The sequence below is a fragment of the Rhodococcus sp. TAF43 genome (assembly GCF_052113525.1).
Taxonomy (GTDB): Bacteria; Actinomycetota; Actinomycetes; order Mycobacteriales; family Mycobacteriaceae; genus Prescottella.
In genome coordinates, this window is record NZ_JBFRDL010000028.1 from 1 (window position 1) to 21540 (window position 21540).

The following is a 21540-nucleotide window of genomic DNA, read 5'->3' on the forward strand; positions in this document are numbered from 1 at the left end:
TACGGGGACGTAGACTTGGCCACCTGAAAGGTGCCTGAAAGGTGCTCCTTGATCACGCGATTGTTCAACCTTAGACAAGTCGAATTATCGCAGGTCGGAGCACCTTTCTTCGTCAGTGACACAGGTGTTCAGCCGAATTACCGTGAAAGCGGCAGGCTAGTGTTCTTCTACGGCGGAACATTTCTCATCTCCCTCCGCATCGGCCGGAAGAGGGAAAACGCCGACAACTTCATGACGGCCGGAAACCAGGTCGGTTTCGGCATCTCCGCGGCCAGCATGACGGCCACCTGGATCTGGGCATCGTCGATGTACGCATCGGCGACTGGCGCCCCGGGCCCACACCCTCGCGGAGATCATGTACGCCCGGCACGGGCGATCGAGCCAGCTCATGCTGGCCGGATCCAACGTCGTCGGCAGCCTCATCAGCCTGATGTCGAACTTCCTCGCGGGCGGCGTACTCATCTCCCTGCTGTCACCGCTCAACTTCATCCAGGGTGCGCTCGTCATCGCGGGCGGTGTGCTGCTGTACACGTTGTGGTCGGGATTCCGGGCCTCCGTGTTGACCGACGTGATCCAGTTACTGGGCATGCTCGGCGCCGTCGCCATCCTGATCCCGATCGTCTTCTTCGCCGCGGGATTCCCGGCAGCGTTCGAGACGGGTGCCGCGAATCTGACTCCCGCCCAGGGCAACTTCTTCTCGAGTGAGGCGTTCTTCAATCAGGGCGCCCCCTACATCGCCGCCGTCCTCGCCTACGCGATCGGAAACCAGACCATCGCGCAGCGACTGTTCGCGGTCCGCGAGGACCTCATCAAACCGACGTTCATCACCGCCGCGGTCGGATACGGCGCCACGGTGATCGGCATCGGCATGTTCGGCGTCCTCGCGTTGTACCTGGGCAGCGATCCGCTGGACGGGGACGTCAACAACCTCATTCCGCAGATGGCGGGCACCTACCTGCCGGCGGTACTGGTCGCACTGTTCTTCCTGCTCATCCTCGGAGCCTTGTCGTCCACCGCGGACTCCGATCTGGCGGCGCTGTCGTCGATCGTCATGACCGACGGGTACGGCCACACCGTCGCCGGCCGAGCGGCCGCCGATCCACGCCGGATGCTGCTGATCGGCCGCGCCACCATGGTCGTCGCGACCGCGCTGGCCGTGGCGTTCGCGAGCATGCGACTCAACATTCTCGATCTCCTGGTGTTCGTCGGCGCCCTGTGGGGCGCGCTGGTCTTCCCGGTGATCGCGAGCTTCTACTGGAACAAGGTCTCCAACAAGGCGTTCACGATCTCGACCCTCGCCGCAGTGGCCACGTTCCTGCCGGTGCGCTTCGGTTGGTTCCCCACCGACGGGGCGAGCGGGTTCCTCATCGACGTCGTGTCCGTCGTCGGCGTCGGTGTGGTGCTCGCCCTGATGGCCTTCGGGTTCTTCGGACTGCGCGTCGCGAAGATCGTCGGCGCGGTCGCGATCGTCGTGGTCGCGCCCTTCGGCATCGGCTTCCTGCACGACTACGCCACCCTGAGCGGCTCACTCGTCGCGTACGCCGTGAGCACGGTGGTCTGTTACGTGATGTCGGTGCGCAACCCCGAATCGTTCGACTTCGCGACGATCAAGGAACGGGTCGGCGACTTCGACAGCGAGCCCGGGTCCACCGACATCGACGACGACCGTCCGTCGCTGGGGGAAGCGGCCGTCCGGGGCTGACCGCTCCGAACCGGCCCCGGCTCGATCCGACTGCAGACTCGATCCGATTACAGAGGAGTACCTGTGAACACCGTGTTCCTGACCGTCTACGTCCTGATATGGCCGATCGTCGTCGCCGCGACACTGTTCGTCATCACCCGCGGCGCCGTCCGCGAGTGGGCCGCCGCCCGCAGGAAGGGCGAGCGCCTCGTCTGACCCGACGCGCGTGACCTCGGGGTGTCCCGGACCGAACTAGGTCCGGGGCACCCCGCACGCGTTATACGCACAGTTGCATATTCACCTCGTTGCATACAGACTGGGGACGTGGCACTCGAACACGCGATCCTCGTCTCCCTCAGCGAGCAGTCCGGCTCCGGATACGAACTCGCGCGCCGATTCGACAAGTCGATCGGCTTCTTCTGGAGTGCCACCCACCAGCAGATCTACCGCGTACTCAAGCGGATGGACGACGCCGGCTGGGTCACGGGAGAGGCGATCGCACAGGACGGCCGCCCGGACAAGAAGGTGTACCGCGTATCCAGCGCGGGCCGGGCCGAGCTGGCCCGCTGGATCGCCGAGCCCACCGAGCCCGGCCACCTGCGCAACGAACTCGCCGTGAAGATCCGCGGCGCCGCGTACGGCGACATGGCGTCGCTCATCGCAGAGGTGCGCCGGCACCGCGACGAGCACGTCGCACGCCTGGACCTGTACCGCAGGATCCAGGACCACGACTTTCCCGAATCCCGCCGTCGCGCCGGGTCCGTCCTGCACCAGTACCTCGTCCTGCGCGGCGGCATCCGCGTCGAGGAAGGGTTCGTCGGCTGGTGCACCGAGGTGCTCGCCGCCCTCGAATCCGAACAGCATCCCGATTCTTCTTCACAGCCCTGACCTGACCGAAAGGCCCGGCATGACTTCCCAGTTCCCGCATCTGCTCTCGCCACTCGACCTCGGATTCACGACGCTGAGGAATCGCGTGATCATGGGGTCGATGCACACCGGCCTCGAGGACCGCGCGAAGAACACCGCCCGCCTGGCCGAGTTCTACGCCGAACGCGCCCGCGGCGGCGTCGGCCTCATCGTCACCGGCGGCTACGCCCCCAACCGGACGGGCTGGCTGCTGCCCTTCGGCGCGAAGCTCACCAACCGGTTCGAGGCCCGTCGGCACCGCGTCATCACCCACGCCGTCCACGACGAGGGCGGCAAGATCGCGCTGCAGATCCTGCACGCCGGCCGGTACAGCTACCAGCCGCTGAGTGTGTCCGCGTCGTCGATCAAGGCGCCCATCAACCCGTTCCGGCCGCGGCGCCTGACGAGCCGTGGCGTGCGCTGGCAGATCCGCAACTTCGTCCGCTGTGCCCGTCTGGCCCGTTCGGCCGGGTACGACGGCGTCGAGATCATGGGCGGCGAGGGCTACTTGATCAACCAGTCCCTGTCCGAGCGCACCAACCGTCGCACCGACGAGTGGGGCGGCACCCCCGAGAAGCGTCGCCGGATGGCTGTCGAGATCGTGCGCCGCACCCGCGCCGCCGTGGGCCCGCACTTCATCATCCTGTTCCGGCTGTCGATGGCCGACCTCGTCGAGCGTGGACAGAGCTGGGACGAGATCGTCGCGCTCGCACAGGAAGTCGAGGCCGCCGGCGCCACCATCATCAACACCGACATCGGCTGGCACGAGTCGCGGGTGCCGACGATCGTGACGTCGGTACCGCGCGCAGCGTTCGCCGACATCACCGACAAACTCGCGAAGCACGTGTCCATCCCGGTCGCGGCGTCCAACCGCATCAACATGCCCGAGACCGCCGAGGAGATCCTCACCCGCGGCGACGCCCGGCTGATCTCGATGGCCCGGCCGATGCTCGCCGACCCCATGTGGGTCCGCAAGGCCGAGGCCGGCGCACCCGACGAGATCAACACCTGCATCGCCTGCAACCAGGCGTGCCTCGACCACGCGTTCGTCAACAAGCACGTCTCGTGCCTGCTCAATCCGCGTGCGGGGCGCGAGACCGAGCTGGTCCTGCTGCCGACGCGACGAAAGAAGACCCTCGCGGTCGTCGGCGCCGGACCGGCCGGACTGTCGGCGGCACTCAACCTCGCGCAACGCGGCCACACCGTCACCCTGTTCGAGGCACGTGACGACATCGGCGGCCAGTTCGGTATCGCGCAGAGGATCCCCGGCAAGGAGGAGTTCGCGGAGACCATCCGCTACTACCGCCGCCAACTCGACCTCGCGGGTGTCGACGTCCGGCTCGGCACCCGCGTCACCGCCGCCGACCTGATCGCCTCCGGCTACGACGAGGTGGTCCTCGCGACCGGCGTGACCCCACGCGTCCCGAACATCCCTGGCGTCGACCACCCGAAGGTGCTGTCGTACGCCGAGGTTGTGCGGGACAGGAAGCCGGTCGGCAGGACGGTCGCGGTGATCGGCGCCGGCGGCATCGGCGTCGACGTAAGCGAGTTCCTCACCCACGAGCACTCCCCCACTCTGGACCTGAAGGAGTGGAAGCAGGAGTGGGGCGTCACCGATCCCGAGTCCGCTCCCGGTGCGCTGACGACGCCGCGGCCCGCACCGTCGCCACGCGAGGTGTACCTGCTGCAACGCAAGCCCGGACGGATCGGCGCCGGGCTCGCCAAGACCACCGGCTGGGTGCACCGCGCCGCGCTGAAGGCGAAGGGCGTGCACGAGCTGTCGGGCGTCAACTACGAGCGCATCGACGACGCCGGTCTGCACATCACGTTCGGCGAGAAGCACGAGCGTCCTCGGACGCTCGACGTGGACACCGTCGTGATCTGCGCGGGGCAGGAGTCGGTGCGCGACCTCGTCGACGAACTGACGGTCGCCGGTGTGACCACGCACATCATCGGCGGCGCCGACGTCGCCGCCGAACTCGATGCCAAACGCGCGATCGAGCAGGGCACCCGGCTGGCGGCGAGCATCTGAGCGCATGACCACCACGAATCCGGGCACCGACTACGCTGCATTCTCGTGAGCCTGCCGAACCCCACCCCAGACGCCCGCGCGGTCGTGACCGGCGCCTCCTCCGGCATCGGCGAGGCCCTCGCCGCCGAACTGGCCGCGCGCGGACACTCGCTGATCCTCGTCGCCCGCCGAGGCGACGTCATGGAGAAGCTCGCCGCCCAGCTGCGCGAGAAGTACGGCGTCGAGGTCGAGGTCCGCGCCGTGGACCTGTCCGACCGCGAGGGCCGCGCCCCGCTGGTGACCGAGCTGTCCGAGCGCGAGATCTCGATCCTGTGCAACAACGCCGGTATCGCGACGTTCGGTCCCGTGAGCGAGCTCGATCCGTCGTACGAGCGCGACCAGGTCGAGCTCAACTCCGTCGCCGTGCACGACCTCACCCTCGCGGTCCTGCCGGGCATGGTGGCGCGCAAGTCGGGCGCGATCCTGATGGTGGGCTCGGCGGCCGGCAACATGCCGATCCCCAACAACGCCACCTACGCCGCCACCAAGGCGTTCGTGAACACGTTCTCCGAGTCGCTGCGCGGCGAACTCAAGGGCAGCGGCGTCAACGTCACGCTGCTCGCGCCGGGCCCGGTGCGCACCGAGACCCCCGACCCCGCCGAGGCGTCGATCGTCGACAAGCTGGTCCCCGACTTCCTGTGGATCTCGAGCGAGTACGTCGCGAAGGTCTCGCTGGACGCGCTGGCCGAGAACAAGATGCGGATCGTGCCGGGCATCCTGAGCAAGGGCATGTCGGTGGCCGGGCAGTACAGCCCGCGCGCCGTCGTCGCCCCGATCGTCGGCACGTTCTACCGGAAACTGGGCGGCTGACGCACCGCGCGTCAACCGCGCGTCAGGGCTCGGGCGGGCGCCGTCAAGTACCCGTCAAGAACCGACCGATGAGCACGAGACCGGCGTAGTCCTGAAGGTGACCCCGCTCCACCTGGATGCGGGCACCCTCAGGAGACGCCGGTGACCCTGCTCGATCTCTTTCCGTCCCTTCGCACGACGATGACGCCGCGACTGGATCCGGCGCTGTGGCCGACCACCACCGACCACGACGACCGGGGCCGGATCCGGGTCGGCGGAGTCGCGCTCGACGACATCGCCGACCAGTTCGGCACACCCACCTACGTCCTCGACGAGACCGACGTGCGGCACCGTTGCCGCGCATACCGCGCCGCGTTCCCCGAGGCCGAGATCGCCTACGCGGGCAAGGCCCTGATGATCCGCGCGGTCGCGGACTGGGTGACCCGCGAGGGGCTGTCGATCGACGTGTGCTCGGGCGGCGAACTCGCGATCGCGCTGTCCGCGGGCGTCGATCCGGCTCGGATCATTCTGCACGGCAACGCCAAGACCGCGACGGAACTGCGGGCCGCGGTGGACGCCGGAGTGGGTCGGATCGTGGTGGACTCTCTCACCGAGATCCGCCTCCTCACCGCGATCGCGAACCGGCGCGTCCAGGTGCTGGTGCGGGTCACGCCCGGCATCGACATCAACGGCCATCGCGCGGTGGCGACCGGGGTCGACGACCAGAAGTTCGGATTCCCGTTGTCCCACGATCAGGCGGGCGATGCCGCGCGACTGGTCCTCGAGCAGCCGAACCTCGAACTCGTCGGCCTCCATTGCCATCTCGGGTCCCAGATCGCCGACGCCGAGTACTTCCGGTCCGCCGTCGCCCGCCTCGTCGGGCAGATGGCGCAGATCCGCAGCGATCACGGCGTCATCCTGACCACCCTCGACCTGGGCGGCGGACACGCCGTGCCCTATCGTCCCGGCGACCCGGAGTGTGATCCGGCGGTCCTGGCCGCCGTCGTCGACGACGCCCTCGACGACGCCTGCGCGCGCAACCGCTTCCCCCGCCCACAGATCGTGCTCGAACCGGGACGGGCGATCGTCGCCCGGGCCGGGGTCACCCTGTACCGCGTTGTGTCGACGAAGACTCATGCCGGCGGACGCACCTTCRTCGCCGTCGACGGCGGCATGAGCGACAACCCCCGGGTCGCGCTGTACGGCGCCCGGTACGACGTCGTGATCGCCAACCGGCATCCACTGGGCCGCCACACCACGGTGACCGTGGTGGGACGGCACTGCGAGGCCGGCGACGTCGTCGCCGAGGACGTCTCACTCCCCGTCGACCTGCATCCCGGGGACGTCCTCGCCGTGCCGTGCACCGGCGCCTACCACCACAGCCTCGCCTCGACGTACAACGGCGTCGGCCGGCCACCGGTAGTCGCGGTGCGGGACGGGCACATTCGCGAGCTGATCCGCCGCGAGACCGTCGCCGACCTCATGGCGCGCGAATCCGACGCCTGACCGATTCCAGTGAGTGGGATCACATCCGCCACGCGGACCCGCCGGGACTGATAGTGATGCACAACACACTGTTATGTCCACTGGGAGGAACCTGTGAAGACCCGCGGCGCCGTCATCACCGAAGCACCTGGGACCTACAAGGTCGTCGAGCTCGAACTCGCCGGCCCACGACAGAACGAGATCATGGTCAAGATGTTCGCGTCCGGCCTGTGCCACTCGGACGATCACCTCGCCAAGGGCGACCACGCTTACAGCCACCTGCCGATCTGCGGCGGTCACGAAGGCTCCGGCATCGTCGTCGAGGTCGGACCGCACACCGACGGCTGGGAGGTCGGCGACCACGTCATCTTCTCGTTCCTCGCGGGCTGCGGGCGGTGCCGCTGGTGCGCGAAGGGGCTGCAGAACCTCTGCGACCGCGGCGCCACCATCATGAGCGGAAGCCGCCCGGACGATCCGGAGAGCTTCCGGCTCTCGATGGACGGCACCCCCGTGGCGCAGATGTGCGGGCTCGGCACCTTCAGCGAGTACTCCACCGTGCACGTCGATTCCGCGGTCAAGGTCGACAAGGACCTCCCGCTGGACAAGCTCTGTCTCCTAGGGTGCGGTGTCGGTACCGGCTGGGGTGCGGCCGTCAATTCCGCCGAGGTCTATCCCGGCCACACGGTCATCGTGGTGGGTATCGGCGGGATCGGCATCAACGCCGTCCAGGGCGCGGCTCACGCCGGCGCGGCGCACATCATCGCCGTCGACCCGGTCGAGTTCAAGCGCACCACCGCCCTCGAACTCGGCGCCACCCACGCGGTCGCGACGATGGAGGAGGCCACCGAGATCGCCCGATCGTTCACCAATGGTCAGGGCGCGGACTCCGCGATCGTGACGGTCGGCGTGACCACTGGTGAGCATGTGGCGCAGGCATTTTCGTCCATCCGCAAGGCGGGCACCGTCGTCGTCACCGGTCTCGGCAAGGGCACCGACATCGGCATCCCGGTCAGCCTGCTCGAGCTCACGCTCTACCAGAAGCGCATCCAGGGTTCGCTGTTCGGCGCGTCCGCGCCGAGTGCCGACATCCCGTGGATGGTCGAGCTGTACCGCAGCGGCAAGCTCGAGCTCGACAAACTGATCACCACCACCTACACGCTCGACAACATCGCCCAGGGGTACATCGACATGCACGAGGGCAAGAACATCCGCGGCGTCGTCCTGTTCGACTGACCGCCACCTCGGTGCCGGGCGCACTCACCTCCGTCGCCTGCGCCCGGTACCGAAGATGCTCCGCGAGATCTCCCGCCCGGCAGCCGACGCCGCCGACCGGAGGAAACTCTTGACCGCCGTGTTGCCGAGGATCTGCTCGGCAACACTCGGCCCCTCGTTCGGGGCGGGCGGCGGCGGCAGATCCGGAAGGTCCGGCAAGGGCGGCACATCCAACGTCGGGTCGAGGTTCGGCGCGCCCACGACCTTCGCCGTCAGCAATTCGTACGCCGACTCCCGGTCCACGGTCTGCCCGTACTTCGCCTGCAACCCGCTGGCGCCGGACGCCGCCCGGATCCCGTCGTCGCCGATCGTGTCCATCAGCGACCGCGGCGGCCGGATCCTCGTCCACGCCACCGGAGTCGGAGCGCCCTTCTCCGAGAGCACGGTGACGATCGCCTCACCGGTCCCCAGCGAGGTGAGCGCCTTCTCGAGATCGTAGTGCGCGGTCTTCGGATACGTACGGACCGTCTTGGTCAGTGCCTGCTGGTCGKCCGGGGTGAAGGCGCGCAGCGCGTGCTGGACCCGCGCACCGAGCTGCGAGAGCACGGCATTGGGGACATCGGTGGGCAACTGGGTGCAGAAGAAGACGCCGACGCCCTTCGACCGGATCAGCTTGACCGTCTGCTCCACCTGCRCCAGGAACGCCTTGGACGCGTCCTTGAAGAGCAGGTGCGCCTCGTCGAGGACGAAGACCAGCTTCGGCTTGTCGAGGTCGCCTTCCTCCGGCAGCGTCTGGAACAGGTCGGCCAGCACCCACATCAGGAACGTCGAGAACATCGCCGGACGCGCGGCCTGCGCGCCGAGTTCGAACAGCGTCACCACCCCGCGCCCGTCGGCGCCCATCCGCAACAGATCCTCGGTCTCGAACTCGGGCTCACCGAAGAAGGTGTCACCGCCGTCGGCCTCGAGATTGACCAGCGCGCGCAGGATCACACCCGCGGTGGCCGCCGACACGCCCCCGATGCCCTCGAGGTCGGCCTTGCCCTCGTCGGACGTGAGATGCGCGATCACCGCGCGCAGGTCCTTCAGATCCAGCAGGGCGAGCCCACGGGTGTCGGCCCAGTGAAAGATCAGCCCCAGCGTCGACTCCTGGGTCTCGTTGAGTCCGAGGACCTTGCTGAGCAGGATCGGCCCGAAACTCGTGACGGTGGCACGCACCGGGATCCCGATGCCCTCGGTTCCCAACGACACGAACTCGACCGGGTAGCCGGTGGGCACCCAGTCCGGGTCCCCGGTCTCCGCGGCTCGACCGGTGATCTTGTCGTTCGGTTCCCCCGGCGCGGACAGCCCGGACAGGTCGCCCTTGACGTCCGCCATCACGACGGGAACACCTGCCGCCGAGAGCTGTTCGGCGATGCCCTGCAGTGTCTTCGTCTTGCCCGTGCCAGTGGCGCCGGCGATCAGTCCGTGGCGGTTGACGGTCGCCAGCGGAATCCGCACGCGGGCAGCCGCATCCACTGCACCGTCGACGACGACCGTCCCGAGCTCGAGGGCCGCTCCCTCCGACGCGTATCCGGACGCGATCTCGGCGGCGGCGCCGAACCCCTCGGCCGAACCCCCGTTGTCCGGACCGGCCTTCGCGCCTTCACGCTCCGCCCGCTCCGCGTCGGCCGCCTCACGCTCGGCCGCTTCCGCAGCCGCTGCCGCTTCCGCAGCGACGCGAGCCGCCTCCTCGGCGGCCGCTTTCGCGATCCGAGCCTTCTCCGCCGGCGTCGGGTCAACCGTCATGTGGTGTCCTCCTCGAGCAGAAAGCGTGCGGGAAGTTCTCCACCGTGGACAATATCCCGCCCGGGCGTGACTACTGTGTTTCTCGTGCAGGACAAATTGGTATGGATCGATTGTGAAATGACGGGCCTTCGGCTCGGTACGGACAAGCTCATCGAGATCGCGGCATTGGTGACCGACAGCGACCTCAACATCCTGGGTGAAGGCGTGGACATCGTGATCCACGCCGACGACGACGCTCTGGCGGACATGCCCGACGTCGTGACCCAGATGCACGCCAAGTCCGGACTGACCGAAGAGGTACGCGCGTCGACGGTGACCGTCGCCGAGGCGGAACAGATGGTGCTCGCCTACATCCGCGAGCACGTGCCCGTCGCCGGCACCGTGCCGCTGGCAGGCAACTCCATCGCGACCGACCGCGGCTTCATCGCCCGGGACATGCCCGAACTGGACGGGCACCTGCACTACCGCATGATCGACGTCAGCTCGATCAAGGAGCTGTGCCGCCGCTGGTACCCGCGGATCTACTTCGGCCAGCCGGAGAAGGGCCTCTCGCACCGGGCCCTCGCGGACATCAAGGAATCGATCCGCGAACTGCAGTACTACCGGCGCACCGCGTTCGTGGCGGATCCGGGCCCCTCGACCACCGAGATCGCGGCCGTCGCGAAGGAGTTGGGACCGGCCTGACCAGCCGATTGGCACTTTCCTCGATCGACAGGCTAATATTCATCTCGCTGCAGCAACCGGTTCCGCCGGAAGCGACAGCGATGGTGACTGTAGTTCAGTTGGTAGAGCACCAGGTTGTGATCCTGGCTGTCGCGGGTTCGAGTCCCGTCAGTCACCCCGAAGAAAGGCCCCCGGCATCGCCGGGGGCTTTTCTCGTTTCTCCGGCGGCACCTCACCCTCACGTCGTGCGCTCCGCCGCCACCGCGCGTTCTGCGCACCGATCGCCCGCCGAGGCCCTCCGAAGTCCGCCACATACACAAAAGGCGAGATAGCAACGCCGGCGTGATGCAGTTCACTTTTCAAGTACCCGGCGACACACACAAATCGCCCTGAACAGGAAAAACTCACAAGTCCCACTCAGTGGGACCTCCAATTAACCGTTTGTTCATCCGGCCCCTACTGTGACGCACAGCATCATCGATGCCCGGGCGTGAATGCCGTCATGCCTGCACCCTTTCACGACAGGAGTCTCCCTCATGGGTTCCCTCGACACGAAGACCATCGCCGATCTCGGCAACATCCAGAAGGTCATCACCGCAGGTGGCGGCGTCATTGCCGGCCTCGGTGCAGTCATGGGCCTCGTGCTTGCACTGGCCGCCTTCGCCCCGGCAGCCTGATCAGCCCGGCCTTCAAACGACTCCGGCCCGCCTACCGACGATCTAGTCGGCAGGCGGGCCGGAGTCGTTCTGCTATTTGCTGCTGTCAGTCGAACAGCGTCGGCGAGTCGCCGCTGTCCGCGTCGTCTACCGAACGTGCGGCGCGCGCACCTGGTTCAGCCTTACGCACCACGGTCAGCGTCGTCGTCCGACGCGAGAGCCGGTGCCCATCCGCGTGTTCGAGCAACGCCATGCCATGCCGGACCTCGAGAACAGTCCACGGGCCCGCATGGCCCGCCGCCTGAACGAGATCCCCGACTCCCACCGCTACCACGCTCAGCTCCCGTTCCTTCGGACGATTCGGTCACACCCAGAATAATCGCCCGCTACGCGTTGCCGGCCCGCCAGGTCTCCCAAGGGATGTTCCAGTCCCCGAGTCCGTCGGTGCCCGACAGGGTGCCGCCCACCGTGTTCTTGACCAGGACGATGTCGCCACGCTTGGTGTTGTCGTAGATCCACTTCGCGTTGGACGGGCTCATGTTCAGGCAGCCGTGGCTGGTGTTGGTGTTGCCCTGCTCGCCGAGGGACCACGGCGCGGAGTGGAAGAAGATGCCGCTGTACGACATTCGCGTGGCCCAGTCGACCGGCGTCTTGTAGCCGTCCGGCGAACTCACCGGGACACCGTAGGTCGACGAATCCATCACCAGGTGATCGAACCGGTCTCCGACGATGTAGACCCCGTTGTCCGTGGGGGTGCTGTTCTTGCCCATCGACGTCGGCATCGTCTTGACATCGCGAYCGGACACGTTGACGGTGACCTGCTTGGTGTCGTCGTCGGCGGTGATGACCACGGCGTCGCCGATCGTGAACGACGAGTGCACGTCCTCCTGCCCGAACAATCCCTTGCCGAGATCTCGGCCGTACGCCTTGACGTCGACGGTGACCGTGGTGCCCGGCGCCCAGTAGTTCTGCGGCCGCCAGCGCACCTCACGATTGTTGAGCCAGTAGAAGGCGCCCTCGACCGGCGGCGCGGTGACGATCTCGATCGCGCCCTCCGCAGCCTTGCGGTCGGGGATGTTCTCGTCGAACTGGATCGCGACGGGCTGGCCGATACCGACGACGCTGCCGTCGCCGGGCATCACGTACGGCTTGGTGAGGTTCCCGGGGGCACTGGTCGTGAACGACAGAGTGGTCGATGTCGAGCCACCGAGTCCGTACGCGTCGGCCTGGAGCGTGTACTTGCGGTTGTATCCGAGTGGTTCGGTGTTCGTCCACGACAGCCCGTCCGGAGCCACCGCTCCGGCGACCGTCTTGCCGTCCGGGTTGCGCAGCGCCACGTTCGCCAACCGGCCGTCGGCCACCCGGACCGAGACCGGGTCGCCGGGCGAGAAGCCCACGGCGCCGTCCACGAYGGTGGTGGTGAGCTTCGGCTGGATCAATGCGACGAGCGGATTGGAGTCGACCGGCCCGGTATCGGAAGTGGAGGCGCCGGCCGCACCGGTCGAGATGGTGCACCCCGTGACGAGCATCACCATCCCCAGAGCCGCTGCGACCACTGCCGCGGCGGCAGGCAGCCTCGATCTCGTCGCTCCACCCCCGCGCCGACGACCCTCACCGCGACTGACCTTCATGAAAACCCCACTTCACACTGCACACCTACCGAGGCAAGTCCCTTCGACCCACCCCACCCACGTGCCGACCAGACAATCCCTCCGGCACCCGCGCTCCTGCATGATGCCAGGTTCGCGCAGCCGACTTCCCCGACGTGCCGGACACGTGAGTAACGGTCGAATACCAATCGCCACCTGCGGCTCGAGGGTTACAGGACCACTGATTTGCTTTCGCTCGAAGCCGTCCGCTAATGTTCTCCTCGCACCGAACGAGGGACACCTCGCGACGAGCAATGCGCCTATAGCTCAGTTGGTAGAGCAAGTGACTCTTAATCACTGGGTCCGGGGTTCGAGTCCCTGTGGGCGCACGCTAGTTCACTAGCAGCCGGTTCTCCGGCAAAATGGGCATGCGCCTATAGCTCAGTTGGTAGAGCAAGTGACTCTTAATCACTGGGTCCGGGGTTCGAGTCCCTGTGGGCGCACCGTGAAAGGCCCCCGCACATCATGTGCGGGGGCCTTTCGTCGTTTCCGATCGAAGGCTCGATGCCTCCGAAACGACGAACGGGACGTCAGGTCACACGATCCCGGGGAATGTGTGACCTGACGTCCCGTTCGAGCTGCCGGACCTGGTCCGGTCGCGTCAGCGGAAGATCTTGCGCAGCACCAGCAACCCGACGACAGCACCGGCACCGATGAGCGCCGCCTTCACGGCGGGCTCGTTCAACTTCGCGAGGACACTCTGCTTGGTCGTCTCGACGAGCCGCTTGGGGTTGGTGCGGACGGCGAGCACGTCGAGTGTCTGCGCGAGTTGATTGCGGGCGTTCTCGATGTCCCGCTCGATGCTCTCGGTGTCCCTGGGCACGTGTCCTCCAACTGGTTCGAATCGGTGCGGCGGTGATGCTGCTGTGCCGGTCACGCTACCGGCACAGCTCGACACAACCGTAGAGCAGAAGGGAGTGCGGGGCGTCGTGCGGACCGTCGCTCGTGCCGTCCGCGCCCGTCCGCGGTCGGCCACAGCCGTCGGGGGCCTTCGGTAGCCTCAGTCGCTGTGACCGAGAACAGGCTCGCCCCCGGCGACATCGCACCCGACTTCACCCTGCCCGACGCCGACGGCAACGAGGTGTCGCTCGCCGACTACCGCGGCCGCAAGGTGATCGTGTACTTCTACCCCGCCGCGAGCACGCCGGGCTGCACCAAGCAGGCGTGCGACTTCCGCGACAGCCTCGCCGAACTCAACGAGGCCGGTCTGGACGTCGTCGGCATCTCCCCCGACAAGCCCGCCAAGCTCGCGAAGTTCCGCGACAACGAGGGCCTGACCTTCCCGCTGCTGTCGAATCCCGAGAAGACGACGCTCACCGCATGGGGCGCGTTCGGCGAAAAGAAGATGTACGGCAAGGTCGTCCAGGGCGTCATCCGCTCGACGTTCCTCGTCGACGAGAACGGCAAGATCGAGGTGGCCCAGTACAACGTGCGCGCCACCGGCCACGTCGCCAAGCTCCGCCGCGACCTGTCGGTCTGACGCCGCCCCGTCAGCCGAGGCCCTGTAGGAACAGGGCCTCGGCGACGGCCAGATTCTCGATCTCCGACGGGTCAACGCTCTCGTTGGGCGCGTGGATCAGCGCCCGCGGCTCCTCGACACCCATCAGCACGATCTCGGCGTCCGGGAGCTGTCCGGCCAAGGTGTTGCACAGCGGGATCGTGCCGCCCTGCCCCGCCACCGCGACGTCGGCGCCGAACGCCTCCGCGAGCGCGGACGTCAGAGCGGTGTAGCCGGGCCCGGACGTCTTCGCCCGGAACGGCGACCCGACCGCCTCACGTTCCACCGTCACGTGGGCGCCCCACGGCGCCGCTTTCTCGAGATGCGCGATGAGCGCGTCCTGCGCCTTGTGCGGATCCATCCCCGCCGGCACCCGCAGATTGAGCCGGGCCGACGCCCGCGGCTGGATCGCCGCCGCGGACCCGACGACCGGCGGAGCGTCGATCCCGAGGATCGTCAGCGCCGGACGCGCCCACACCGCGTCCGCGACCGAGCCCGAACCGGTGAGCCGGACCCCGTCCAACACGCCGGCATCCGCCCGGAACTGGTCCTCCGGATAGTCCACACCGTCCCAGTCCTGCGCGGTGTCGAGCCCGTCGACGACGGTGTTGCCGCCGTGGTCCCGCAAGGTGGAGAGCATCTGGACGAGCGCTGCCAGAGCGTCCGGCGCGGAACCGCCGTACATGCCCGAATGCAGTTCGCCCGCGAGGGTTTCCACATGCACCACGACATTCGCGATTCCCCGCAGACTCGTCGTGAGGGTGGGCCGGCCGACTGCGACATTGCCGGTGTCCGCGATCACGACCACGTCCGCGGCGAACAGTTCGGGCCGCTGCTCGACCAGATCCTCGAGCCCCCCGCCGCCCATCTCCTCGGCGCCCTCCGACACGATCCGGATCCCCACGGGCAGCGGCTCCCCTGCTCCCGCGAGCGCCCGCAGCGCGAGCAGGTGCATGACGACGTTGCCCTTGCAGTCCGCGGCACCGCGCCCGTACCACCGGCCCTCGCGCTCGGTGAGTTCGAACGGCGGCGTCGCCCACAGCGCCTCGTCGCCCGCAGGCTGGACGTCGTAGTGGCTGTAGAGCAGCACCGTCGGCGCACCCTCGGGTCCCGGCTGATGCCCGACGACCGCGCGGGAACCGTCGGACGTCCCGATCAGTTCGACGTGGCCGATCCCGGCCGCCCGGAAGGCGTCGGCGACCCAGTTCGCGGCGGCGGCGCACTGCTCGGGCGGGGCCTGCCTCGGATCCGCGATGGACCGCAATGCCACGAGCGCGGCGAGTTCGTCACGCGCGGTCGGCATCAGCTCCCGAACCCGGGCCCGGATCTCGTCCGACTTCTGCACCACCACGGCCACCTCCAGCATTCTCGACGCGTCGCATCCGAGCCTACGAGCCGGAGACGGCCGACGTGGCGTACTGCCGCTAGGTGTCGTACTGCGCCACGAGACGTTCGACGCCATCGAGGAGCAGCGACAGCGCGAACCGGAAATCGGCGTCCTGCCAATCGACGTCGTCCTCCGCGAACGCACCGCTGTCCAGCGCCGACATCAGGGCCGGAAACTGCGCCGGGTCGAGGACCCTCGGCAGGATGCTGGCGTAGTTGTCCTCTTCCGCGTCGGGGACCAGATCGATGGTGAACCGGGCCCGGCCGATGACGTGTACCGAGACGTTCAGCGCAACCTGCACCTTGAGCGGCTCGGGCAGCGTCGTCGATGCCAGAGTTCCGAGAGCGGCCTCGAGCCACGCGATGTTGTTCGGCCCGAGAGGGGCCCCGCTGATCGGCAGGTGCAGCCACCACCGGTGGCGCATGAGCGTGTCGTACTCGGCGCGCGCCCACACCTCGAGCCCCTCCCGCCACGACAGCTCCGGCGGAATCGTCGGCGGCGGGCCGATGACGCGATCGGAGATCAACTCGAGCAGTTCGTCCTTGCTCTCGACGTACCGGTACAGCGACATCGTGGTGAAGCCCAGACGCTTGGCGACCCGCGCCATCGACAGCGCCGCCACGCCCTCGTCGTCGGCGAGTTCGATGGCGGCATCGAGGATCTCGCTCACGCTCAGGCCCCGCTTGGGGCCACGGCTGCCGGCTTCGCCCAGTCCCCAGGCGAGTTCGACGATCCGAGGCAGCGCCGCGCCCTCAGTGGTCTCCATCCGCGTCACCGCTCCTCTCTCGAGCCGACTCTTGCGCTCATCCTAAAACTGCGTATGTTGTAAACAGTTGTGTATCACGTACGCAGTTTTGGGGAGGACGGCTCATGAACCGACCACAGACCACGCACGCCATCTCGGCGACCGGGTTACGGAAGACCTTCGGCGACCGCACGGTGCTGGACGACGTGGATCTCCACGTGCCCACGGGCAGCGTGTTCGCGCTGCTCGGCGCCAACGGCGCCGGCAAGACCACCACGGTCCGCATCCTGTCGACCCTGCTGCCGTTCGACGCCGGGCAGGTCGAGGTCGCGGGACACCACCTGCCGTCGCAGGCGCGTGCGGTCCGCGCCGACATCAGCGTCACCGGCCAGTACGCGTCGGTCGACACACTGCTCACCGGCCGCGAGAACCTCACCCTCATCGGCGACCTGCATCACCTCGGTCGCCGTGAATCACGGCGCCGCGCAGACGAACTCCTCGAGCAGTTCGACCTCACCGACGCCGCGAACCAGCGTGCCGACACCTACTCCGGTGGAATGCGACGACGCCTCGACCTCGCGATGAGCCTGGTCGCGCGGCCGCGGGTGCTGTTCCTCGACGAACCGACGACCGGGCTCGACCCCCGGAGCCGTCGAGACATGTGGGCGATGGTGCGCGAACTGGTCCGCGACGGCACCACGATCCTGCTCACCACGCAGTACCTCGACGAGGCCGACGAGCTCGCCGACCGGATCGCCGTCCTCGACGCCGGAAGGATCGTCGCCGAAGGCACCGCGGACGAGCTCAAACAGCTGGTACCGGGCGGGCACGTGGAGATCGCCGTCCACGACCCGGCCCAGCTCGCGCGGGCGAGCGCAGCGCTGTCCGACGCCGTCGTCGACCTCGACGCCTCGACGCTGCAGATCCCGACCGACGGCAGCATCCGCTCCCTCAAGGCGCTCCTCGACCGCATCGACGACCCGACGCTGTCCGTCGATCGGTTCACCCTGCACACCCCCGATCTCGACGACGTGTTCTTCGCCCTCACCGGTGGAGCCCGCAAGGAGGAAGTCCGATGACCGTGCCATCTACGACATCGACCCTGACCGTGAACGAACCCGTGTTCGCACTGTCCGACTCCTGGACGATGTTGTGGCGGAACCTCACCCACATCTCGCGCAGCCCGGACACGATGCTCACGGCCCTCGCCCTGCCGATCATGTTGATGGTGATGTTCGTCTACGTGTTCGGTGGCGCGATCGACACCGGCGGCGCCTACATCGATTACGTCGTGCCGGGCATCATCCTGTTGTGCGCGGCCTTCGGCGCGTCCACGACGGCGGTGAGCGTCTCCAGCGACATGACCGACGGCATCATCGACCGGTTCCGCACACTGCCCATCGCACGGTCCGCGGTCCTGAACGGACACGTGCTGGCGAGCGTCGTGCGGAACATGATCACGACCGCGATCGTCGTCGCATTCGCGCTGCTGATCGGGTTCCGCCCGACGGCAGACCCCGTGCGGTGGCTCGGGGCGATCGGGATCATCGCGTTGTTCGTGTTCGCGCTGTCGTACCTGTCGACCGCGCTCGGGTTGCTCGCGAAGAACCCGGAAGCCGCGAGCGGCTTCACGTTCGTCATCCTGTTCCTGCCCTACGTCAGCAGCGCGTTCGTGCCGGCTGCCACGATGCCGAGTTGGCTGCAGTGGTTCGCCGCGAACCAGCCGGTCACCCCCGTCATCGAGACGGTTCGGGGGCTGCTGATGGGCACGCCGATCGGCGACAGCGCCGTGCTGGCCGTCCTGTGGTGTGCCGCCGTCACCGTCGTCGGATTCGTCGGCGCCACGGTGCTGTACCGCAGGCGGACGACGCGTTAGCGGTACCGCGGGAAACACCAGAACGGGCAGGTCGTCGAATCTGACGGCAAAGACCGATAATCTGTGCTCGTGGAGTCCACTACCAGCCGCCGTCCCCCTCGCAGGGTGGACCCCGCGCTGGAGGTCCAGAGCGACCCCCAGGAACTCATGCCCCGGCGGCGCCCGACGCAGGAGCGCAGCCGCCGCAAATTCGACGCCCTACTGGCCTCGTCGCGGGAACTGCTGGTCGACGTCGGCTTCGAGTCGTTCACGTGCGAGGAGGTGGCGGCCAGGGCGGATGTGCCGATCGGCACGCTGTACCAGTTCTTCGCGAACAAGTACGTGATCGTGTGCGAGCTCAACCGCCAGGATCTCGTGGGCGTGCAGCAGGAGTTGGAGGCGTTCAACGGCGAGGTACCGTCGCTCGACTGGCTCCGGTTCCTCAACAAGTTCGTCGATCACATGGCGGGGCTGTGGACGTCGGATCCGTCGCGGCGTGAGGTGTGGCTGGCGATGCAGTCGACGCCGTCGACCCGGGCCACCGGCGTGATCCACGAGAAACAGTTCGCCGAGCAGGTCTCGCGAATGCTGGCGCCGCTCACCCCGCACACGCCCCGCGAGCGCCGCAAGATGATGGCCGAGGTCCTGGTCCACGTCGTCTACTCGATGTTGAATTTCTCGGTACAGGACGGCCAGAGCCACGCCGACGCCGTCGCCGAACTCAAACGGCTCATGGTCGCGTATCTGCTGGTGGCCGAGAAGGAATCACGCTCGACCTGAGGTCCACCGCACCCGACCGGGGTCAGCGGGCCTCCACCTCCGCCACACCGTCGTAGCCACCGCTGGTCCTGCCACGCACCCGCACTGCTGCGACGACCGTGATGGCGGCCGCGACGAAGATCATGCTCGCGGAGACCAGCAGCGCCGTGTCGAGGCCGGCATGGAACGCCGCGTACGTCGCGTCGATGACCTGGTCGACGATCGGACCGTAGGCCGACGACGCCTCCTCACTTCCGCCGGCCGGCACGGCCCCGGTCTTGATCGCGTCGATGACGATGGACTGGAAGTTGGCGGGAATGTCCAGATCGTTGAGCCTGCCGGTGAGGTCCTCCGTCAGGTGGGAGTTGACCAGCGCGCCGAGCGCCGCGACCCCCACTACGGCCCCGATCTGACGCATCGTGTTGGTGGCCGCAGCCGCCATCCCCGAGTGCGCGGCGGGCACCCCGGACAGGACGGCAGACGTCAACGGCACCACCGCGATCCCGAACCCGAGACCCGCGACGGTGAGCGCGCCGGCCAACGGAACGAAGGACGGGTCGCCGCTCAGTGCCGCTCGGGTGAGCAGGATGCCCACCGCCGCCAGAATGCACCCCACGATCATGGGCACCGCGGCCGAACTGCGGGCCACCCAGAATCCGCACAGCGCGGAGCCGACCACGATCGCGACCGCCATCGGCGTGAACATCGCCGCGGCGTGCAGTCCCGAATAGGCGTAGACCTCCTCGAGATACAGCGCGGTGAAGAAGAAGATGGAGAACACCCCGAAGTAGACGGCGAACGCGACGATCAGCGCGCTGCGCACCATCGGCGGGTGCAGGTACCGGAAGTCGAGCATCGGGTTGCGGACCCGCAACTCGACGATCACGAAGGCGACCAACGAGATTCCGCCGACGACGAACAGTGTGATCACCGACGGTGCGTCGTAGCCGACGTTCTCCCCCGAGATGCCCGCAAAGATGACGCATCCGAGGAAGGTGGAACCCAACACGAACCCCGCCAGGTCCAGTCGCCCCGGCTGCGGATCGGAACTCTCGGGAACGAATCGAACAGCCGCGACGAACAACACGGCGCCGAGGACGAGGTTGAACCAGAACACCGCGCGCCAGTCGTACGTGCCGACCAGCAGACCGCCGACCACCGGGCCCAGCGCGAGCGCCAGACCGGACACACCGGCCCACGCACCGAGCGCCTTGGCACGGTCGCTCCGATCAGGGAACACGTGGCGGATCACCGACAGCGTGCCCGGCTCGGATGCGGCCGCTCCCACGCCCATCACCGCGCGCCCCACGATGAGCACCGCGACGGTCGACGCGACCGCCGACACCGCCGAACCGACGCAGAAGATCACGATGCCCGCGACCATGACCCGCTTGCGTCCCCACCGGTCGCCGAGCGAACCCGCCGTCAGCATCAGAGACGCGAACACCAGCGTGTAGGCGTTCACGACCCATTGCAGCGACACCACACCCGCATGCAGGTCCGACTGCACGCTGCCGAGCGTGACACTGACGATCGTGGTGTCGAGGAACGTCAGGAACAGCACCGCGCAGACAGTCGCGAGCGCGGCGCGCGGTTGCGCCGTCGCGCCGATCGGCGCGACGACACCGCGGCTCATGTCGAACTCAGCTCGGTGTCGCCGCCGATGTCGTCGGCTGTCCGCACACCGGCGGCGGGTTTCCCTCGAGGGTCAGCAGGTCGCAGAACGTGCCCTGTGCGACCTTCCACTGGCCGTCCTGCTCGACGGCCTCACCGATCCGGTCTGCCAGCACGGGTTGACCGTTCATCTCGATCGTGTACGTGACGGTCGCGTGGCCGGGGGCGTCCATGTCCACGTTCGTCACGGTCGCCGTGGTGCCCTTCGCCATCGGCGATTCGGCCTGCGCGTTGATGGTGTCGGCGAACGCCTCGCCGTTCTGCACCAGCAGGATCTTCTGGCCTCCCGATGTCTCCCCGGAGAAGAATGCGACGAAGGCGTCGTTCACGTCCTTCGACGCCCCGGTCATCGGCATCGCCGTCCCCGTCCCGCTCGGGGAGGTCATCCCCGTCCCGAATGTCATGGACGCGGATGTCATGGAGGCGCTGGTCGAACCGGACGAGTTGTCGTCGTTCGACGAGCACCCGGTCACGGCCAGCAGTGCCGCGAACCCCACCGCGGTCACCGCCCGGATCGTGCCGGGCCTGCGGAAAATCTGATCGTTCTGTGTCGAGTGGAACACGGTTTAGCCCTTCCGTCTCGGATCACCCCGGAACAGGTTCGGAACAGCCTCGCCTCCGTTTCTACGCCGATTACCGTCCCTCGACCCCCTGTTCGGCGGCAATCCGGCGCGATTTCCGCCCGCGGTCCGGCAGAAACGACGAGACCGGCCGACGGATTT

The 21540-nt window shown here is 67.7% G+C and carries 22 protein-coding genes and 3 tRNA genes; 17 read left to right on the forward strand and 8 right to left on the reverse strand.

Annotated features, from left to right (window positions below):
- The first annotated feature begins 388 nt into the window (after nt 1-388).
- The 7 genes from AB4Z09_RS17575 (at nt 389) to AB4Z09_RS17605 (ending at nt 8165) form a co-directional block, all read left to right on the forward strand.
- A complete protein-coding gene (locus AB4Z09_RS17575; RefSeq protein ID WP_442240296.1) occupies nt 389-1702 on the forward strand; it encodes a sodium:solute symporter family transporter in 1314 nt (437 codons plus the stop codon).
- A gap of 63 nt (nt 1703-1765) precedes the next feature.
- The gene (locus AB4Z09_RS17580; protein ID WP_217487143.1) at nt 1766-1897 is read left to right on the forward strand and encodes a putative transporter small subunit; all 132 of its coding nucleotides are present in this window, start codon (nt 1766-1768) and stop codon (nt 1895-1897) included.
- A 108-nt stretch (nt 1898-2005) separates the two neighbouring features.
- Entirely contained in the window at nt 2006-2569 is a 564-nt protein-coding gene (locus AB4Z09_RS17585) for a PadR family transcriptional regulator (RefSeq protein ID WP_114724085.1), read from the forward strand.
- 19 nt (nt 2570-2588) lie between these two features.
- Nucleotides 2589-4619, forward strand: coding sequence for an FAD-dependent oxidoreductase (locus AB4Z09_RS17590; RefSeq protein ID WP_442240297.1), 2031 nt, complete (start codon nt 2589-2591; stop codon nt 4617-4619).
- Between the two features lie 45 nt (nt 4620-4664).
- The gene (cmrA, locus tag AB4Z09_RS17595; protein WP_114724083.1) at nt 4665-5468 is read left to right on the forward strand and encodes a mycolate reductase; all 804 of its coding nucleotides are present in this window, start codon (nt 4665-4667) and stop codon (nt 5466-5468) included.
- Between the two features lie 141 nt (nt 5469-5609).
- On the forward strand, nt 5610-6953 hold the full coding sequence (lysA, locus tag AB4Z09_RS17600) for a diaminopimelate decarboxylase (RefSeq protein WP_442240298.1): 1344 nt from the start codon (nt 5610-5612) through the stop codon (nt 6951-6953).
- 93 nt (nt 6954-7046) lie between these two features.
- Nucleotides 7047-8165 carry an NDMA-dependent alcohol dehydrogenase gene (locus AB4Z09_RS17605; protein ID WP_442240299.1) on the forward strand — a complete coding sequence of 373 codons (1119 nt, stop codon included), beginning with the start codon at nt 7047-7049 and terminating at the stop codon, nt 8163-8165.
- Between the two features lie 24 nt (nt 8166-8189).
- Here the strand turns inward: AB4Z09_RS17605 and AB4Z09_RS17610 are convergent, their stop codons facing one another.
- On the reverse strand, nt 8190-9932 hold the full coding sequence (locus tag AB4Z09_RS17610; RefSeq protein ID WP_442240300.1) for a helicase HerA-like domain-containing protein: 1743 nt from the start codon (nt 9930-9932) through the stop codon (nt 8190-8192).
- 84 nt (nt 9933-10016) lie between these two features.
- Between AB4Z09_RS17610 and orn the strand changes: the two genes are divergently transcribed.
- The 3 genes from orn to AB4Z09_RS17625 all read left to right on the forward strand — a co-directional run bounded on the left by orn (nt 10017) and on the right by AB4Z09_RS17625 (nt 11272).
- Nucleotides 10017-10616, forward strand: a complete 600-nt coding sequence (gene orn / locus AB4Z09_RS17615; RefSeq protein WP_114724110.1) for an oligoribonuclease — start codon at nt 10017-10019, stop codon at nt 10614-10616.
- A gap of 83 nt (nt 10617-10699) precedes the next feature.
- A tRNA-His gene (locus AB4Z09_RS17620) sits at nt 10700-10772 on the forward strand.
- Nucleotides 10773-11131: 359 nt separating this feature from the next.
- A complete protein-coding gene (locus tag AB4Z09_RS17625) occupies nt 11132-11272 on the forward strand; it encodes a hypothetical protein (protein ID WP_429519314.1) in 141 nt (46 codons plus the stop codon).
- 85 nt (nt 11273-11357) lie between these two features.
- On the opposite strand, the gene AB4Z09_RS17630 is transcribed toward AB4Z09_RS17625, so the two are convergent.
- Nucleotides 11358-11591 carry a hypothetical protein gene (locus AB4Z09_RS17630; protein ID WP_114724079.1) on the reverse strand — a complete coding sequence of 78 codons (234 nt, stop codon included), beginning with the start codon at nt 11589-11591 and terminating at the stop codon, nt 11358-11360.
- A 46-nt stretch (nt 11592-11637) separates the two neighbouring features.
- Nucleotides 11638-12882, reverse strand: coding sequence for a L,D-transpeptidase (locus tag AB4Z09_RS17635; protein WP_442240301.1), 1245 nt, complete (start codon nt 12880-12882; stop codon nt 11638-11640).
- Between the two features lie 274 nt (nt 12883-13156).
- Between AB4Z09_RS17635 and AB4Z09_RS17640 the strand changes: the two genes are divergently transcribed.
- Nucleotides 13157-13229: transfer RNA gene (locus tag AB4Z09_RS17640), tRNA-Lys, on the forward strand.
- A gap of 41 nt (nt 13230-13270) precedes the next feature.
- A tRNA-Lys gene (locus AB4Z09_RS17645) sits at nt 13271-13343 on the forward strand.
- Nucleotides 13344-13501: 158 nt separating this feature from the next.
- On the opposite strand, the gene AB4Z09_RS17650 is transcribed toward AB4Z09_RS17645, so the two are convergent.
- The gene (locus AB4Z09_RS17650; protein ID WP_031936604.1) at nt 13502-13723 is read right to left on the reverse strand and encodes a DUF3618 domain-containing protein; all 222 of its coding nucleotides are present in this window, start codon (nt 13721-13723) and stop codon (nt 13502-13504) included.
- A gap of 186 nt (nt 13724-13909) precedes the next feature.
- Here AB4Z09_RS17650 and bcp point away from each other — a divergent pair, with 186 nt between their 5' ends.
- A complete protein-coding gene (gene bcp / locus AB4Z09_RS17655; RefSeq protein WP_442240302.1) occupies nt 13910-14380 on the forward strand; it encodes a thioredoxin-dependent thiol peroxidase in 471 nt (156 codons plus the stop codon).
- 10 nt (nt 14381-14390) lie between these two features.
- On the opposite strand, the gene AB4Z09_RS17660 is transcribed toward bcp, so the two are convergent.
- Both AB4Z09_RS17660 and AB4Z09_RS17665 read right to left on the reverse strand, forming a co-directional pair.
- Complete coding sequence (locus AB4Z09_RS17660) at nt 14391-15764, reverse strand: dipeptidase (RefSeq protein WP_442240303.1); 1374 nt, start codon at nt 15762-15764, stop codon at nt 14391-14393.
- Nucleotides 15765-15822: 58 nt separating this feature from the next.
- Nucleotides 15823-16551, reverse strand: coding sequence for a TetR/AcrR family transcriptional regulator (locus tag AB4Z09_RS17665; protein ID WP_442240304.1), 729 nt, complete (start codon nt 16549-16551; stop codon nt 15823-15825).
- 104 nt (nt 16552-16655) lie between these two features.
- Here AB4Z09_RS17665 and AB4Z09_RS17670 point away from each other — a divergent pair, with 104 nt between their 5' ends.
- The 3 genes from AB4Z09_RS17670 to AB4Z09_RS17680 all read left to right on the forward strand — a co-directional run bounded on the left by AB4Z09_RS17670 (nt 16656) and on the right by AB4Z09_RS17680 (nt 19165).
- The gene (locus AB4Z09_RS17670; RefSeq protein ID WP_429519307.1) at nt 16656-17609 is read left to right on the forward strand and encodes an ATP-binding cassette domain-containing protein; all 954 of its coding nucleotides are present in this window, start codon (nt 16656-16658) and stop codon (nt 17607-17609) included.
- Nucleotides 17606-18406 carry an ABC transporter permease gene (locus tag AB4Z09_RS17675; RefSeq protein ID WP_397484757.1) on the forward strand — a complete coding sequence of 267 codons (801 nt, stop codon included), beginning with the start codon at nt 17606-17608 and terminating at the stop codon, nt 18404-18406. The genes AB4Z09_RS17670 and AB4Z09_RS17675 overlap by 4 nt, the downstream gene beginning before the upstream one ends.
- Before the next feature lie 105 nt (nt 18407-18511).
- Nucleotides 18512-19165 (forward strand): TetR/AcrR family transcriptional regulator, encoded by a 654-nt coding sequence (locus AB4Z09_RS17680; protein ID WP_397484756.1) that lies wholly within the window; start codon nt 18512-18514, stop codon nt 19163-19165.
- Between the two features lie 22 nt (nt 19166-19187).
- Here AB4Z09_RS17680 and AB4Z09_RS17685 read toward each other — a convergent pair whose 3' ends face one another.
- On the reverse strand, nt 19188-20780 hold the full coding sequence (locus tag AB4Z09_RS17685; protein ID WP_429519304.1) for an MFS transporter: 1593 nt from the start codon (nt 20778-20780) through the stop codon (nt 19188-19190).
- A gap of 7 nt (nt 20781-20787) precedes the next feature.
- Nucleotides 20788-21222 (reverse strand): hypothetical protein, encoded by a 435-nt coding sequence (locus AB4Z09_RS17690; RefSeq protein ID WP_114724072.1) that lies wholly within the window; start codon nt 21220-21222, stop codon nt 20788-20790.
- Here AB4Z09_RS17690 and AB4Z09_RS17695 point away from each other — a divergent pair.
- On the forward strand, nt 21221-21358 hold the full coding sequence (locus tag AB4Z09_RS17695; RefSeq protein ID WP_174911557.1) for a hypothetical protein: 138 nt from the start codon (nt 21221-21223) through the stop codon (nt 21356-21358). The genes AB4Z09_RS17690 and AB4Z09_RS17695 overlap by 2 nt on opposite strands.
- Nucleotides 21359-21540 lie beyond the last annotated feature (182 nt).

Coding starts and splice junctions, on each gene's coding strand:
- AB4Z09_RS17575 (WP_442240296.1), top strand. CDS start 389: ATGCTGGCCGGATCCAACGTCGTCGGCAGCCTCATCAGCCTGATGTCG.
- AB4Z09_RS17590 (WP_442240297.1), top strand. CDS start 2,589: ATGACTTCCCAGTTCCCGCATCTGCTCTCGCCACTCGACCTCGGATTC.
- AB4Z09_RS17625 (WP_429519314.1), top strand. CDS start 11,132: ATGGGTTCCCTCGACACGAAGACCATCGCCGATCTCGGCAACATCCAG.
- AB4Z09_RS17660 (WP_442240303.1), bottom strand. CDS start 15,764: ATGCTGGAGGTGGCCGTGGTGGTGCAGAAGTCGGACGAGATCCGGGCC.
- AB4Z09_RS17665 (WP_442240304.1), bottom strand. CDS start 16,551: ATGGAGACCACTGAGGGCGCGGCGCTGCCTCGGATCGTCGAACTCGCC.
- AB4Z09_RS17670 (WP_429519307.1), top strand. CDS start 16,656: ATGAACCGACCACAGACCACGCACGCCATCTCGGCGACCGGGTTACGG.
- AB4Z09_RS17675 (WP_397484757.1), top strand. CDS start 17,606: ATGACCGTGCCATCTACGACATCGACCCTGACCGTGAACGAACCCGTG.
- AB4Z09_RS17685 (WP_429519304.1), bottom strand. CDS start 20,780: ATGAGCCGCGGTGTCGTCGCGCCGATCGGCGCGACGGCGCAACCGCGC.
- AB4Z09_RS17695 (WP_174911557.1), top strand. CDS start 21,221: ATGGACGCGGATGTCATGGAGGCGCTGGTCGAACCGGACGAGTTGTCG.
- AB4Z09_RS17690 (WP_114724072.1), bottom strand. CDS start 21,222: ATGACATTCGGGACGGGGATGACCTCCCCGAGCGGGACGGGGACGGCG.